The sequence below is a fragment of the Aeromonas bestiarum genome (assembly GCF_028751155.1).
Taxonomy (GTDB): Bacteria; Pseudomonadota; Gammaproteobacteria; order Enterobacterales; family Aeromonadaceae; genus Aeromonas; species Aeromonas bestiarum.
In genome coordinates this window covers 3,030,774-3,045,053 of the sequence record NZ_CP064746.1, presented here as the reverse complement: position 1 = coordinate 3,045,053, position 14,280 = coordinate 3,030,774, and the positions used below count along the sequence as shown (strand labels likewise).

Sequence of the window (14,280 nt, the reverse complement as noted above, 5' to 3'; positions counted from 1 at the left end):
GGGTGCTGGGGGATGCCAGCAAGCTGGCGGATGACTATCGGGGTAAACAAGGCATGGTTCAGGCGATGAGTCGAGAGGCAATGAGCTGATGCGTCGCAATCAGGTGATGAAATCCAACGGTCTTGCCCTGCGCAGTGCGGGGGAGGGCCCCTTGCTGTTGCTGCTGCACGGGTTGGGCTCCTCCAGCCTCGACTGGCAGGCGCAGATAGAGCGCTTCTCCGAACACTATCGGGTGGTGGCCCTCGATCTGCGCGGCCATGGTCAGAGCATGCAGGAGGGGCCGTTCGACGTGGCCACCCTGGCTGCCGACGTGGTGCGCTGGCTCGACGAACAACCTGAGCCCGCATGGGTGGTGGGTCTCTCTCTGGGGGCCATGGTGGCACTGGAGCTGGCCTTGCAACTTCCTCACAAGGTACGAGGTCTGGTGCTGGTCAACGGTGTTAGCGAGTTTCTGCTGGAGACCCCGAAGGAGCAGGAGCGCTACGCCCAGCGCCTCAAGTGGCTGCGCTGGTTCGGCATGCGGCCGCTCGCCTGGTGGCTGGGGCGCGAGCTCTTCCCCGGCCCGGATCTCGCCCAGGTGCGCCACACCTTCCGGCTGCGCTTCGTGCGTAGCAACAAAAAGAAGACCTATCGGGCGCTGCTCGACGCCTTGCCCGGCTGGTCGGTGCGCGCCCGGCTCGGCGCCATCTGGCAGCCGGTGGCCATCATCTCCACCAGCCACGACTATCTGCCGCTTGCCAAGCGGGTGGAGCAGTTTGCCTCCCTGCCCAACGCCACCATCCACACCCCCAATGGCCACCACGCCTGGCCGGCAGAAGATCCCTCTGGGTTCAACCACCTGCTGCAGCGGATCCTCTCCACCCACTGAACGCGGGTCCGGGATACGAAAAAGCCGACCCCGTGGGGTCGGCTTTTTTGTGGGTATCGCTCGGGTTCAAGGATGGGAGCAAACCGGGCAGTCGGGGCGTTTGGGCAGCTTCATCTCGCGGAAGGTGCCGGTGAGGCCATCGATCATCAAGAGGCGGCCGCTGTAGCTGCGCCCCGTGCCCGCCAGTAATTTTATCGCCTCCAGCGCCTGCAGGCTGCCCACCAGCCCGACCACGGGGGCGAGTACCCCCGCCTCGACGCAGGTAAGTGCCTGCTCGCCAAACAGGGCGCTGAGGCAGGCGTAGCAGGGCTCACCCTCCTGCCAGGTGAAGCTGCACAGCTGCCCCTCCAGCCGGATGGCGGCGCCGCTGACCAGCGGCACCCTGTGTTTGCGCGCGTATTGGTTGAGCAGATTGCGGATGGTCAGGTTGTCGGTACAGTCGAGCACCAGCTGATGGCTGGGTAGCAGGGCATCGAGCAGCGCCTCGTCGGCAACAGAGGCGTGAGTCTCCACCTTGAGCCAGGGGTTGAGCGCGCGCAGGGACTGGGCGGCGGAGTCCACCTTGTAGTGGCCGATGCGCTCATCTGTGTGCAGTACCTGGCGTTGCAGATTGGATAGCTCCACCTTGTCAAAATCCACCAGGGTGAGCTGGCCGACCCCGGCCACCGCCAGATACTGGCTGGCGGCGCAGCCCAGGCCCCCTGCACCTATCACCAGCACGCTGGCCTGCTTGAGCGCCTCCTGCCCCTCGAAGTCGAAGGATTTGAGGATGATCTGGCGGTTGTAGCGCAAGAGCTCGGCGTCCGAGAGAATGTCGCTCACAGCAGCAAGCCCCCGAACGGTTCGACGGTGACGGCTTCACCCGCCGCCACCTTGCCCCGCTCACGTTCAAGCACTATGTAGCAGTTGGCCCGCGACAGTGAGCTGAACACGGCGGAATCCTGGGAGCCTGTGCTGCGCACCTCGAGGCCGTCTGGCCCCTGGCTCAGGATGCCGCGCTGGAAGTCGAGCCGACCCGGCGCTTTTTTCAGAGGCTCACTGGCGATGGCCTGCAGTTGCAGCGGACGCTCGAACTGCTGCCCGGCCATCTTGGCCAGCGCAGGTTGCACCAGCTGATCGAAGGTGACCATGGCGGAAACCGGGTTGCCCGGCAGACCGAAGAACCAGGCGTTGGGCAGACGGCCGAAGGCGAATGGCTTGCCCGGCTTGATGGCCAGCTTCCAGAAGCCGATCTCGCCGAGTTCCTCGAGCAACTGCTTGGTGAAGTCTGCCTCACCGACCGAGACGCCCCCCGTGGTGATCAGGGCATCGGCCTCGCGTTCGGCCTGCAGGAAGGCGGCGCGCAGCTGCGCGGGGTCGTCCGGTATGATGCCAAGGTCGAGGCACTCACAGCCCATGCGCGCCAGCATGGCCTTGACCCCGTAACGGTTGGAGTCATAGATGTCGCCGTGGGCGAGCGGGGTGCCGACCGGCTTGAGTTCGTCGCCTGTGCTGAAGATGGCGACTCGCAGCGGGCGGCGCACGCTGACGGTGGCTATGCCGAGGGAGGCCAGCAGCGGCAGCTCGCGGGGGGTGAGCCGGGTACCGGCGCAGAGCACGCTGGCTCCCTCGCGGATATCTTCACCGCGGCGGCGGATATTCTGGCCCGGGGCGGGTGGCACCAGAAAAGTGATCTTGTCACCGTCGGCCTGGGTTTCCTCCTGCATCACTACCGCATCCGTCCCCTCTGGCACGGGCGCGCCCGTCATGATCCGCACGCAGTGGCCGGCGGGCCACTCCCCCTGATAGGGCTGACCGGCGAAGGCCTTGCCCGCCATGATGAGCGGAGTGCCGGCAGCGAGATCGGCCAGCCGCACGGCGTAACCGTCCATGGCGGCGTTGTCGAACGGAGGCACTGACAAGGGGGAGGCGATATCTGCCGCGAGCACCCGGCCGAGGGCCTGGGGCAGGGGCACTTGCTCGGTATCGCAGCAGCAGGCGAGTTGGTCCAGCATCCCTTGCAGGGCATAGCTCAGGGGGAGTAGTCCGCTGGTATCAAATCCCATCGTCATTACCTCTTTGGTGTGGTTGAGGGCGGATTATCCCAAAAATCAGGGTGGATGGGCAGGCTTATCAGGAGCTGGCACCGGGCTGTCTGGCACAGGGGGGGCGGAAGAGGGATTGTTTGTTGCAATCCTCCCCGTATGGGGGGGCCATCAAGGGGTAAAAGTCGACGGATTGGCATAAAGTCAGGAGACGGACTTGAGTTAGCTTGAATTATGGCAATAATCGCCGTTTACTATTGCGCCACAACAAAGTGCCGTCACAGACAAGGCGGCCATCACAGTCCCTGAGCGTGGGAGAGGAACAAGATGACGAGCTTAAGCCAGGAAGCCCTGTTGGTCAGGGCAGCCCTCGAGGCCGAGGGCCTCGAGACACCTCTGGTGGCCAATGCACTGGATGGTCAGCAGAAAAGGGAGAAGATCGAAGGCCACATGCGCGCCATCATGGAGACGCTGGGGCTGGATCTGACCGATGACAGCCTGGCGGAGACGCCGCACCGCATCGCCAAGATGTACGTGAACGAGATCTTCTCCGGCCTCGATTACAGCACCTTCCCCAAGGTGACAGTGATCGAGAACAAGATGAAGGTGGACGAGATGATCATGGTGCGGGACATCAGTCTCACCAGCACCTGTGAACACCACTTCGTCACTATCGACGGGCTGGCCCACGTGGCCTATATCCCCCGTGGCAAGGTGATCGGGCTGTCAAAAATCAACCGCATAGTGCAGTTCTTCGCCCGTCGTCCCCAGGTGCAGGAGCGGCTTACCCAGCAGATCCTGCTGGCGTTGCAGACCCTGCTCGGCACCAAGGATGTGGCCATCAGCATCAAGGCGACCCACTTCTGCGTGAAGGCGCGCGGCGTGATGGACTCCACCTCCTATACCACCACCACCTCTCTCGGTGGCGTGTTCAAGACCCAGCCCGACACCCGTGCCGAGTTTCTGGGCGGCCTGAAAGGCTGATCTGCCAGGAGGCATGCCGCCTAGCTGCATGCCTCCCTCTTCTGTTCATGCGGCCAGTCGGCCATCTCTGCTGTTTCCTCCGCAAATTTCCTTAAGGGATCGGTCGGCCCGGTCGATATACCTCGTCATGGATCACTTTGGCTCTCTTTTGTGCCCATGTTGAGCCAGCTGAGGTGCCCTGTGCCTGTGGTCGTCCCGCCCAGTGGGATGCTCTCCTGCTGACCCGAAAGGGCTGGTCAGGCAGGCGTGCGGCACCTTGCAAAGGTTCTCGCCTCGTTCATGTAAGGATACATATTCATCAAGGCTGGATGAGCCGCCATGGAGGGCAGTCACAGTGATCCGTGCCGACAGGCGCGGATCAGACGGGCGCTATCTGTTCACTCATATCCAGGACATGCCATGAATACCAGTACCATGACCATAGGCAAGAAGCTCACCGCCGGCTTTGCCGTGCTCGGCCTGATGGTGGCCTTTATCGGCGGTTTCTCGCTGCTCGAGTTCAGCAACATGAACCGGGCCGCCATCGGTTTCACCGACAGCATTTTGCCTGCAGTCAACCGCACCAATGCCATCGGCGAGAGCATCAGCGAGCTGCGCCGCTATGAGCTGGGGTTCTTCCTGATCGCCTCGGATCCGCAGAAAAAGGCGGAGTATCGTACCGAGACGGCCCGCAAGTTTGAACAGGTTGCCCAGCAGCTGGTCGCACACGATGCCACCATCTGGGCGGAGGATGTGGAGGAGCGCCGCACCTTCGATACCGTCAAGGCGGATTGGGCCCGTTATTCGGCCCTGCACCAGCGGGTGAAACAGCTGCAGGAGAGCGACCAGCTGGCCGCAGCCCAGCAGGTCTTCATGAGCGAGGGGATCCCGCTCTACCTCAACCTGACCAAGTCGGTCAGTGACCTCATTCGCATCAACCATGGCTATGCCAAAGCGTCGCGCAAGGTGGTGGTGGCCGCCTATGACTCCGCCAAGTTGAGCGTCACCATTTCTCTGCTGGTGGGTCTGGTGCTGGTGGTTTGCCTCTCAGTGGTGCTGACCCGTCAGATCCGCGATCCCCTCATCATGTTGGCCCGTCAGGCTCAGCGCATCGCCAACGGCGATCTGGGCAAGGGGGAGTTGCAGGAGTGGATCCAGGACAATCGCTTCAACCGCGACGAGCTGGGTCAGCTGGGCTCGGCCCTCAACCGGATGCAAAACGCGCTGGCCAATCTGGTGAGCGAAATTGCTGGCTCTGTGAGCCAGCTCAGCAGCGCCGTGGAGGAGGTGAGTGCCATCTCAGAACAGTCCGCCACCGGCATGGCTCGCCAGCAGAGCGAGGTCTCCCAGGTGGCCACCGCCATGAACGAGATGCAGTCCACGGTCAACGAAGTGGCCCGCAATACCACGGATGCCATGAGTGCCGCCAAGGATGCCTCCCGCACCTCGTCCCAGGGCAACCAGGTGGTGCGCAGCGCCATCAGCAGCATCGAAGATGTGTCGGTCAAGATTGAACAGGCGGGCGCCGTGGTGCAGCAGCTGGAGACCGACAGCGCCAACATCAGCATGGTGCTGGATGTGATCCGCGACATCGCCGGTCAGACCAATCTGCTGGCGCTCAACGCCGCCATCGAGGCCGCCCGTGCCGGCGAACAGGGACGCGGTTTCGCCGTGGTGGCGGACGAGGTGCGCTCCCTGGCCCAGCGGACTCAGGACTCGACCGCCGAGATCAGCAAGATGATAGAGCTGCTGCAGAGCCGCGCCGCCGAGGCGGGCAGCGCCATGCAGCTGAGCCGTCAGCAGATGCAGGAGAGCGTCGGGCTGGCGCGGGATGCGGGCAGCAGCATAGATACCATCAATGGGGCCGTCACCCAGATCACCGACATGAACACTCTGATCGCCACCGCGACCGAGGAGCAGAATGCGGTGACCGAGGAGCTCAACCGCAGCATAGTCAACATCCACAATGCCGCCGACGAGAACGCCCAGGGGGCGCAGCAGACCGCCCAGGCCTGCGTCGAGCTGAGCAAGCTGGCGACCTCGCTGCACCATATGACCCAGCGCTTCACCCTTTAGGGGCAGGCCAGCGAGTTGTATGGCTACTAACAACAAGGCCCCGTCCATTGGCGGGGCCTTGTTGTTTCCGACGATCTTGAGCGTGGAGGCTGTCGAGGCGGTGGCTTGGCCTGCAGCTGCCACTCACCATCAGCTCAGTCCGACGATCTCGCCATCATCATCGATGTCGATATGACGATAGGCCGGCAGGCTGCCGAGCCCAGGCATTGTCATGATGGGGCCCGCCAGGGCATAGACGAAGCCGGCACCGGCGCACAGCTTCACCTCGTCGATGGGCACCTCGAAATCGGTCGGCACTCCCTTGAGGGCAGGGTCATGGCTGATGGAGAGCGGCGTCTTGGCCACGCAGATGGGCAGGTGATCCCAGCCTGCGGCCGAGAGCGCCGCCAGCTGGTGGCGTGCCTTGTCAGAGAGCCGCACACCGCGCCCGCCATAACCGCACTCCACCAGGGTGGCGAGCTTGGCACACAGGCTCATCTCATCGGGATAGAGCAGCTGGATCTGGCTTGGCATCTCGCAGGCGGCGACCACGGCACGGGCCAGCTCGCTGGCACCCGCGCCCCCTTGAGTGAAGGCGCTGGAGATGGCCGTTCCGCAGGCGCCGGCTTGGCGCGCCTCGCGCATCAGCAGATCCAGCTCGGCCTGACTGTCGGTGGGGAAACGGTTGACCGCCACCACCACGGGCACGCCATAACGGCGGGCATTGTTGATATGCCAGGCGAGGTTGGCACAGCCTTTCTCGAGGGTGGGCAAGTCTTCCCCCAGCAGGCTCTCGGGCAGCGGCTGACCGGGACGGATATCGAGCAGGCCGCTGTTGGCCTTGAGGCCGCGCACCGTGGCCACCAGTACCATGCAGGCCGGCGCTATGCCGGACTGGCGGTGCTTGATGTTGAAGAACTTCTCCAGCCCCATGTCAGAACCAAAGCCCGCCTCTGTCACCACATAGTCGGTCAGTTGCAGCGCCATGCGATCGGCGATCACCGAGGAGTTGCCGTGGGCTATGTTGGCAAACGGGCCCGCGTGCACCAGTACCGGGGTCTGCTCCGTGGTCTGCATCAGGGTCGGCTGCAGCGCGTCTTTGAGCAGCACAGTCATGGCGCCGGCGACTTCCAGCTGCTCGGCTGTGATGGGGTTGCCCTGGCTATCGAGGGCCAGCTGGATGCGGCCGATGCGCTCGCGCAAGTCTTTCAGATCGCTGGCCAGCGCCAGAATGGCCATCAGCTCGGAGGCGGCGGTGATGACGAAGCGATCCTGGCGTTCAACGCCATCGGCGGCGCTCCCCTGCCCAATCGTGAGGTGGCGCAGGGCGCGATCGTTCATGTCGAGGGTCCGCGGCCAGAGGATGTTGGCGGGGTCGATATCGAGCCGTACCAGCCCCGTCCTGGCGGTGAACTCGGCGCCGAGCCGGGTCTCGTGGAACAGGCGGGCATCCAGCGCGGCGGCCGCCAGGTTGTGGGCGGCGGTGAGGGCGTGAAAATCCCCGGTCAGGTGCAGGTTCATCTCCTCCATCGGCACCACCTGGGCGTGGCCGCCACCGGCCGCGCCCCCCTTGACCCCGAATACCGGGCCCAGGCTCGGCTGGCGTATGGTGGCCATGCTGGGCTGGCCTATGTGGTTGAGCCCCATGGAGAGACCCAGAGTGGTGACCGTCTTGCCCTCGCCGAGGGGCGTCGGTGTGATGGCACTCACCAGCACCAGCTTGCCTGCCTTGCCAGCGGGTTGCCTGAGCAGATCCAGGCTGAGTTTGCCCTTGTAGTGACCGTGAGGGCTGAGCAGCCGAGCCGGGATGCACAAACGCTCGGCCAGCGCATGGATGGGAAGGCGGGGGGACTGGCGGGAGATCTCGATATCGCTTAGCATCAGCACCTCGTTGGCATGTCAGGTCAAATATGCGGCGCAGTCTAGTGGAATCAACAGGGTTATCCAATGAGTAATAACATTTTATCCGGCAGTCGTGAGCTGCATCTAACGCCCATACTGCTGGATCTCAACGCCCTCTACCACCCGCCCAAGCGGCCGCTCACCGCCCTTGGCATCGTCAGCGCCTTCATGCCGCTGTTCGGTTATGGCTGGCAGGCGATGACCCAGGATCCCGAGACCCACTTTCGCCAGGAGCTCGGCAAACGCATCAACAAGCACAAGACGGATGAGGCCAATCTCATCCTGATGTTGCAGCTGGCCGGCATGCTCGATTGCCACTGCCTGCACATCGCTCTGCCCTATGCCTTGAGCGAGGAGCAGCTCGCCACCTTGCGCCGCCGCCTGCCGCGCTGGCAACTGGTGCAGACCGATCAACTGCTGGTGGCCGAGCTGCCGCTGCCCGCCGAAACCGCCGCTTCATAGGCATCCAGTCACCTCGGTCGCGACAAGGATTTTAAGCCTTGCGATCCCAGTAGTGGGGGGCGAGATAGCGTTCCTGCACGAATTCGATGAAACAGCGCACCTTGGCCGAGACGAAACGGCGGTGCGGATAGAGGGCATAGAGTCCCACCTGCCCCTTCTCCCACTCCGGCAGCAATGACACCAGCTCCCCCGAGCGCAGCGCATCGCCGACGATGAAGGTGGGCTGCAATATGATGCCCTGATGATCGCAGGCGGCCCGGGTCAGGGCCACGCCGTTGTTGGCCCGCAGCGGCCCCTGCGGGCGCACGCTCAGCTGCTCCCCATCCCGCTTGAACACCCAGTCCGGCTGGGTCAGGGTGTAGATGAGGCAGTCGTGCTGCTTGAGATCCTCCGGGGTCTTGGGGGCGCCCTTGCGGGCCAGGTAAGCAGGGCTGGCACACACCTCCAGCCTCATCATGGCCAGCGGCTTGGCCACCAGGGAGGAGTCCGGCAGGTTGCCGATGCGCAGCGCCAGATCGAACCCCTCTTCCACCAGGGCCACCCGCCGGTCGCTGTACTCTATCTCCAGCTTCAGATCCGGGAAGCGTTCACGGAACAGCGGCAGGGCGGGGGAGAGGTGCAGGTAGCCAAAGTCCATCGGCACCGACAGCTTGAGGGTGCCCTGGGGCTGCTGGTTGTTGCGGGTGAGCTGGCTGTGGGTCTCTTCGAGCTCCGCCAGCAGGGCCTGGGAGCGCTGGTAGTAGAACTGGCCGGCCTCTGTGGGGTTGACCTGACGGGTGGTGCGCGACAGCAAGCGGGTGGAGAGGGACTCCTCCAGCTGCTGCATCAGCTTGGAGGTCATGGCGACCGAGATGCCGAGCTGGTTGGCGGCCTTGGTAAAACTCTGACACTCCACCACCTTGATGAAGGTGCGCATGGCGGCTATCTGGTCCATCTTTCACTCTCAGTTGATAATTATTTTAATAAATCGCTGATTATCTATTCCGATATGGAGGTTAGCATCTTGGTTGTTGTTGTGAACCCCCAATATGAAGGAACGAACGGATGAAAATGACCAAGGCCCTGCTGGCCTCCTGCCTGTTTATGGCGGCCCCCCTGATGGCGGCCGATTACGATGTCGATGCGGCTCACACCACTGTCCAGTTCAAGGTGGGGCACCTCGGCTTCTCCGAGCTGGTCGGTCGTTTCAACACCTTCAGCGGCACCTTCAGCATGGACGATGCCAACCCGGCAGCGGCCAAGGCAAGCTTCGAAATCGACGCCGCCAGTGTGGACTCCAACCACGAGCCGCGCGACAAACACCTGCGCAGCCCCGATTTTCTGGATGTGAAACAGTACCCCAAGATGACCTTCGTCAGCTCCGGCTATGAAGGCACCAAGGAGAAGGGCGTGTTGAAAGGCACCCTGACCCTGCATGGCATCAGCAAGCCGGTGGCATTCGAGCTGGTTCACATCGGTGAAGGCAAGGATCCTTGGGGCGGCTATCGCAGCGGCTTCAACGCCTCCACCACCATCAAGCGCAGTGACTTTGGCGTGAGCTACATGTTGCCCGGCATTCCGGACGAGATGAGCATCAACCTGTTCGTCGAAGGCGTGCGCAAGTAATGGGCGCAGCACTCCTGCTACAAACCCTGGCGGCTCCTTTGGGGGCCGCTTTGCTGTCATGGCGCTGGTCACGACTGGGGTATCTATGGGGCGCCCTGGCGCTCTGGCTGGTGGGCTGCCTGCTGGGTGGTGCCTATGGGCTGCCGGTCAAGGCGTGGCAGTGGCTGCCGCTGACCCTGCTGGTGCCGGCGATGGCGGCGCAACTGGCCGACAAGCGGGCCGCGCTCTTGCTGTTCGCGGCGCTCGCCGCCCTGGTGTGGTGGCAGGGGCTCGCCTCTGTGCTGAGCAGTGAGCCTCGCATCTGGCTGGCGCTGCTGCCTGCCATCGTCTGGGTTGGCTGGGCTGATTTGCGCGGTGACAGCCACGAGGGGCTCGGCTTTGCGCTCGGCTTCATCTGGCTGGCGCTGGTGATCGGCATAGACGGCAGCCTGCTGATTGCCCAGCTGGCGGGGGCCCTGGCTGCCTTTGCCGGTTTCCGTGCCCTGCTTGGCGCCTTTGCCGGCGTCAAGGCGGCGCCTGCCGCGCTCGGGTTGGCACTGGCCTTCATGCAGATGCTCGCCTGGCAATACGTGGAAGTGCCGCTTGCGGTCTTGCTGCCGGTCTGGCTGTTGCCGCTGCTGGAGTGGGTCTTGCGCAACAAGCCCTGGATCCAGCGTTGGGTTGTGCTGATCCTGCTGGCGGGAGTCGGCACCGGATTGAGTCTGTGGAAGGTATGGCCCGAGGCCTCTTTGTACTGATTTTTAGCATAAAAAACAGGCAATTAACCCTAAAGTTGACGACTTCGTCATAGTCTGCACAGATAAAGATTGAGCCCCCTTGTGGATTCAGATAAAAAGGATTTTCAATTATCTGGACACACACAGAACCCGGTCATGCCGGGTTCTGTTTGCCTGCTTGTTTGCGGCGCGCTAAGGAGGCCACAGTTGCGCAGTCAAGGATCTGAGCATCTGTTTTTTCGCCATTTCACCGAGCAGGGACGCCTCGACGGTCTCTGCATCCTGCTGGTTACCCATCTGCTTCCCGATCGCCCCCAGTTTATCCAGGCTCTCGATCAAATCGGGCGGATCGGCGCCATCCTGCCCAAACCCAAGTCAGTGCACGGACCGACCCTGACCTGGGCCCAGCAGCACTACCCGGTGCTGCCGCTCAACCGCCAGTGGACCAACACGCCGCAGGGGGTGATAGAGCACATAGCCCCCCTGGTGGCCCCCCATGAACGGTTGATCATTCTGGACATAGGCGGCTACTTTGCCAAGACCCAGGCGACCCTGAGTGAGTATTTCGGCCCCCGCTTCCTCGGGGTAGTGGAGATGACCGAAAACGGCCATCAGCGCTACGAGCAGGAGGTGCTGGCCACCCCTGTCATCTCGGTGGCGCGCAGCCCCCTCAAGCAGGCCGAGGATATCCAGATTGGCCTGAGCGTGGTCTACTCCGCCGAGTCCCTGGCCCGCACCCTCAACCGTACCTTCAACGTCTGTCAGGCCGCCCTGTTCGGCTATGGCAAGGTGGGGCGCAGCATCGCCCGCGAGCTCAGGTGCCGCAACCTGCACCTGGAGCTGGTGGAGACAGACGTGCTGCGCCAGGTGGAGGCGCTCTCCCACGGCTTCAAGCTGGTGGGCAAGGCCGAAGCACTGAGTCGGGCCGAGCTGGTGATCTGCTCCACCGGCAACGGTGCGCTGGATCTGGCCGACCTGCAGCAGTTGCGCCCCGGCGCCATGCTGGCCTCGGTCACCTCGGCCGACGACGAGTTTGCCTTTTGTCTCTCCCAGCTGCCCTGGCCGAGCGAGGAGGTGTGCCCCCATGTGCTGGCGCTGACCCGGCCCGACGGCAGCACCATCTTCCTGCTCAACCGGGGGGAGGCGGTCAATTTCGTTCACGGCGCCGTCATCGGCGAATACGTCTATCTGGTGCTGGCGGAGATCATCGAGGGGGTGCGTCAGCTGGCGCAGCAACCCCTGGCCCCCGGCCTGTTCGATCTGCCGCAGTCCACCATGCGCACCATAGCCCGCCACTGGTTGACCGATTTCCATGGGGTCAGCCAGTGAGCCAGGCGCTGCTTTTTGCTATTGCAGCCGGCATGGCGGGCCATCATTATCCCCATTTCCCGCTGGCCGATTTTTATGGAGTCACCCAATGACAGAGTCGTTAACCCCCATCAGCAAGCCCCGCATCGAGATCCGCTACTGCACCCTCTGTCGCTGGATGCTGCGCGCCGCCTGGCTGGCGCAGGAGCTGCTTTCCACCTTTGACAGCGATCTTGGCGAGGTGGCGCTGGTACCCGCCAGCAAGGGGGAATTTCGCATCCTGGTCAATGGCGTGCTGGTGTGGGACAGGGTGGCCGACGAGGGCTTCCCCGAGGCGAAAGAGATCAAGCAGCGGGTGCGCGATGTCATCGCCCCCGAGCGCGACCTGGGCCATGCCGATCGCAAGTCGGCCGCCGAGTAGGCCACAGCACCAATGACAAAGAGAGGGAGGCATAGGCCTCCCTCTCTCGTTGTGGCGTCCGGTCAACGGTCGGCAGCTGTGCTCGGCTTATCTTCGGCGGGGAGGCCGATATAGCGGGCCCGCTTGTGGGGTTTGAGGCGGCTTGTGTCCACCCACACCAGACCGTCGATGCAGTGATTGAAGTCGGGGTCTATGCCGAAATCCATGAACTGCACGCCGCCCGGCTCGCACAGCTCGGAATACTGCTTGTAGAGGGTGGGGATGGCGCAGCCCAGATTGTCGAGCCGGGCCTTGAGCTCCCGCAGATCGGCGGCGTAATCCTGCCCCGCAAACAGCGGCGCTGTGGCTGGGTAGGGGCGGCGCGACGGAGCTAGGGCCAGCTCGGGGGCAAAGTGCTGGCGGTAGAAACTCACCAGCAGATCCTTGGCCGCCGGCGGCAGGCTGCCGGACAGCGACACAGGGCCGAACAGGTAGCGGTAGTGGGGATAGCGGGCCAGGTAGGCACCTATGCCGAACCAGAGGTAATCCAGCCCCCGCTTGCCCCAGTAGGCGGGCTGGATGAAGCTGCGGCCCAGCTCGATGGCGAGCTCCAGCCGCGGCAGCAGCTTCTCCTCGAAACCGAACAGGGTGTGGCTGTAGAGGCCGGCCAGTCCCTTGCTTGCCATCAGCTCGGCCACGGGGGCGAAGCGGTAGGCGCCTATGATCTCGAGCCGGGCCGGATCCCACAGGATCAGGTGGTGGTAGTCATCGTCGAAGGCGTCGAGATCCCGCCGCTTGCCCGAGCCTTCCCCCACGGCGCGAAAGGCTATTTCCCTCAGCCGTCCCAGCTCGCGCAGGATCACCGAATGGCTCAGCTCATGGCGCCGGTAGAGGTAGATCCCCTGGCCGTCCGGGGTGTGGCCGAGGGCCTCGCAAGCCTCGATGGCCTGCTTGAGCTGACGGCGCTCCTCCGGCAGGGCTATGGGGGCCTCGGTCGCGAGTTTGCCCCGCTTGCCCTTGCCGATCCGGTAGAGGTGACTGCGCACCAGTTGCGCTGCCGTCTTGGCAGGGAGTCCGGCCAGGCTGGCCGGCGGAATGCGCGCCCCTATGGTGACCGCAATGCGCCCGCCCTGCTGGCGAAACAGCTGCTTGACCAGCAAGAGACCCGCCCAGGCGTTGTTGAGCCAGGCGGCGAGATAGAAACCCAGACCGTTGCGCCCGCCCAGGTGGATGGGTACCAGCGGGGTGCGGGTACGCTGGGCCAGTTTGATGAAGCCCCCCTGCCAGGGACCATCCTTCACCCCCCTGGGGCCGAGACGCGACACTTCGCCGGCGGGGAAGATAACCAGGGCCCCTTCGCTCGCCAGGTGTTCCCCCATCGCCAGGATGGCGCGTCGGTCGGTTTTGCCCCCCAGGTTGTCCACCGGCAGCAGCAAGGGGCGCAGCGGCGCCAGCTGGGCCAGCAGCTGGTTGGCCACTATCTTGACGTCCGGCCGGATACGACCTAGCAGGCGCAGCAGCGCCAGCCCGTCCAGCGAGCCTATGGGGTGATTGGCGACGATAATGACCCGGCCCGAGGTCGGTATGTGCTCCAGCTGTGTCTCGCTCACCCGGTAGTCAAAATCGAGCTGCTGCAGCGCCTGTTCGACAAAGTCGAGTCCGCGCAGATGGGGGTAGCGGCCGGCAAAGTGCTGGAAGGCCTCTTCGTGCAGCAGCCAGCGCAGGCCCCGGCCGAGCAGGGGGCGCAGCGGCGTCTTGTCCGGGAGGTGGGGCAGGTATTGTCGTAGCAGGGTATCGACGCTGAACATGGGCAAAGCTCCGGTGAACCTTTGCCCCAGCATGTGCGGTTTCTGTTCCCGCCATGTGGCAGCGGGATGACGGTTTGATGGCAGGGGCAGGGAATGGCCGTGTTCTGTTCCCTCCCTTGCTGGCAGCGGGATGACTGCTTGCTAGCAAAGAGGGGAGCCGGTTAACCGG

13 protein-coding genes are annotated in these 14,280 nt (G+C 63.8%); 8 read left to right on the top strand and 5 right to left on the bottom strand.

What is annotated here, in order from left to right; all coding sequences use genetic code 11:
• Positions 1-88 precede the first annotated feature (88 nt).
• On the top strand, positions 89-868 hold the full coding sequence (locus tag IU367_RS14070; protein ID WP_274452219.1) for an alpha/beta fold hydrolase: 780 nt from the start codon (positions 89-91) through the stop codon (positions 866-868).
• Between the two features lie 66 nt (positions 869-934).
• Here IU367_RS14070 and moeB read toward each other — a convergent pair whose 3' ends face one another.
• Positions 935-1,690, bottom strand: a complete 756-nt coding sequence (moeB, locus tag IU367_RS14065; RefSeq protein ID WP_274452218.1) for a molybdopterin-synthase adenylyltransferase MoeB — start codon at positions 1,688-1,690, stop codon at positions 935-937.
• Positions 1,687-2,913, bottom strand: coding sequence for a molybdopterin molybdotransferase MoeA (gene moeA / locus IU367_RS14060; protein ID WP_274452217.1), 1,227 nt, complete (start codon positions 2,911-2,913; stop codon positions 1,687-1,689). Before moeA ends, moeB begins: the two co-directional genes overlap by 4 nt.
• Positions 2,914-3,219: 306 nt before the next feature.
• Between moeA and folE the strand changes: the two genes are divergently transcribed.
• Together folE and IU367_RS14050 are read left to right on the top strand one after the other, a co-directional pair.
• On the top strand, positions 3,220-3,876 hold the full coding sequence (gene folE / locus IU367_RS14055) for a GTP cyclohydrolase I FolE (RefSeq protein WP_042872363.1): 657 nt from the start codon (positions 3,220-3,222) through the stop codon (positions 3,874-3,876).
• A gap of 399 nt (positions 3,877-4,275) precedes the next feature.
• Positions 4,276-5,931 (top strand): methyl-accepting chemotaxis protein, encoded by a 1,656-nt coding sequence (locus IU367_RS14050; RefSeq protein WP_043557180.1) that lies wholly within the window; start codon positions 4,276-4,278, stop codon positions 5,929-5,931.
• Positions 5,932-6,060: 129 nt separating this feature from the next.
• Here IU367_RS14050 and IU367_RS14045 read toward each other — a convergent pair whose 3' ends face one another.
• The gene (locus tag IU367_RS14045; protein WP_274452215.1) at positions 6,061-7,791 is read right to left on the bottom strand and encodes a formate--tetrahydrofolate ligase; all 1,731 of its coding nucleotides are present in this window, start codon (positions 7,789-7,791) and stop codon (positions 6,061-6,063) included.
• A gap of 66 nt (positions 7,792-7,857) precedes the next feature.
• Here IU367_RS14045 and IU367_RS14040 point away from each other — a divergent pair, with 66 nt between their 5' ends.
• Positions 7,858-8,274 (top strand): hypothetical protein, encoded by a 417-nt coding sequence (locus IU367_RS14040; protein ID WP_274452214.1) that lies wholly within the window; start codon positions 7,858-7,860, stop codon positions 8,272-8,274.
• Positions 8,275-8,305: 31 nt separating this feature from the next.
• Here the strand turns inward: IU367_RS14040 and IU367_RS14035 are convergent, their stop codons facing one another.
• Positions 8,306-9,208 (bottom strand): LysR family transcriptional regulator, encoded by a 903-nt coding sequence (locus IU367_RS14035; protein WP_274452213.1) that lies wholly within the window; start codon positions 9,206-9,208, stop codon positions 8,306-8,308.
• 110 nt (positions 9,209-9,318) lie between these two features.
• On the opposite strand from IU367_RS14035, the gene IU367_RS14030 reads away from it, so the two are divergent.
• The 4 genes from IU367_RS14030 to IU367_RS14015 all read left to right on the top strand — a co-directional run bounded on the left by IU367_RS14030 (position 9,319) and on the right by IU367_RS14015 (position 12,324).
• On the top strand, positions 9,319-9,879 hold the full coding sequence (locus tag IU367_RS14030; RefSeq protein WP_241324635.1) for a YceI family protein: 561 nt from the start codon (positions 9,319-9,321) through the stop codon (positions 9,877-9,879).
• On the top strand, positions 9,879-10,616 hold the full coding sequence (locus IU367_RS14025) for a hypothetical protein (protein ID WP_274452212.1): 738 nt from the start codon (positions 9,879-9,881) through the stop codon (positions 10,614-10,616). Before IU367_RS14030 ends, IU367_RS14025 begins: the two co-directional genes overlap by 1 nt.
• A gap of 186 nt (positions 10,617-10,802) precedes the next feature.
• A complete protein-coding gene (locus tag IU367_RS14020; RefSeq protein WP_098984458.1) occupies positions 10,803-11,924 on the top strand; it encodes an adenosylhomocysteinase in 1,122 nt (373 codons plus the stop codon).
• 88 nt (positions 11,925-12,012) lie between these two features.
• Positions 12,013-12,324 carry an Rdx family protein gene (locus IU367_RS14015; protein WP_274452211.1) on the top strand — a complete coding sequence of 104 codons (312 nt, stop codon included), beginning with the start codon at positions 12,013-12,015 and terminating at the stop codon, positions 12,322-12,324.
• Positions 12,325-12,386: 62 nt separating this feature from the next.
• On the opposite strand, the gene olsF is transcribed toward IU367_RS14015, so the two are convergent.
• On the bottom strand, positions 12,387-14,111 hold the full coding sequence (olsF, locus tag IU367_RS14010) for a bifunctional ornithine lipid synthase OlsF (protein ID WP_274452210.1): 1,725 nt from the start codon (positions 14,109-14,111) through the stop codon (positions 12,387-12,389).
• Between the last annotated feature and the right edge of the window lie 169 nt (positions 14,112-14,280).

What these genes read in the sequence shown, in the direction of transcription:
- IU367_RS14070 (WP_274452219.1), top strand. Translation starts at nt 89, where the DNA reads ATGCGTCGCAATCAGGTGATGAAATCCAACGGTCTTGCCCTGCGCAGT.
- moeA (WP_274452217.1), bottom strand. Translation starts at nt 2,913, where the DNA reads ATGGGATTTGATACCAGCGGACTACTCCCCCTGAGCTATGCCCTGCAA.
- folE (WP_042872363.1), top strand. Translation starts at nt 3,220, where the DNA reads ATGACGAGCTTAAGCCAGGAAGCCCTGTTGGTCAGGGCAGCCCTCGAG.
- IU367_RS14050 (WP_043557180.1), top strand. Translation starts at nt 4,276, where the DNA reads ATGAATACCAGTACCATGACCATAGGCAAGAAGCTCACCGCCGGCTTT.
- IU367_RS14045 (WP_274452215.1), bottom strand. Translation starts at nt 7,791, where the DNA reads ATGCTAAGCGATATCGAGATCTCCCGCCAGTCCCCCCGCCTTCCCATC.
- IU367_RS14040 (WP_274452214.1), top strand. Translation starts at nt 7,858, where the DNA reads ATGAGTAATAACATTTTATCCGGCAGTCGTGAGCTGCATCTAACGCCC.
- IU367_RS14035 (WP_274452213.1), bottom strand. Translation starts at nt 9,208, where the DNA reads ATGGACCAGATAGCCGCCATGCGCACCTTCATCAAGGTGGTGGAGTGT.
- IU367_RS14030 (WP_241324635.1), top strand. Translation starts at nt 9,319, where the DNA reads ATGAAAATGACCAAGGCCCTGCTGGCCTCCTGCCTGTTTATGGCGGCC.
- IU367_RS14025 (WP_274452212.1), top strand. Translation starts at nt 9,879, where the DNA reads ATGGGCGCAGCACTCCTGCTACAAACCCTGGCGGCTCCTTTGGGGGCC.
- IU367_RS14015 (WP_274452211.1), top strand. Translation starts at nt 12,013, where the DNA reads ATGACAGAGTCGTTAACCCCCATCAGCAAGCCCCGCATCGAGATCCGC.
- olsF (WP_274452210.1), bottom strand. Translation starts at nt 14,111, where the DNA reads ATGTTCAGCGTCGATACCCTGCTACGACAATACCTGCCCCACCTCCCG.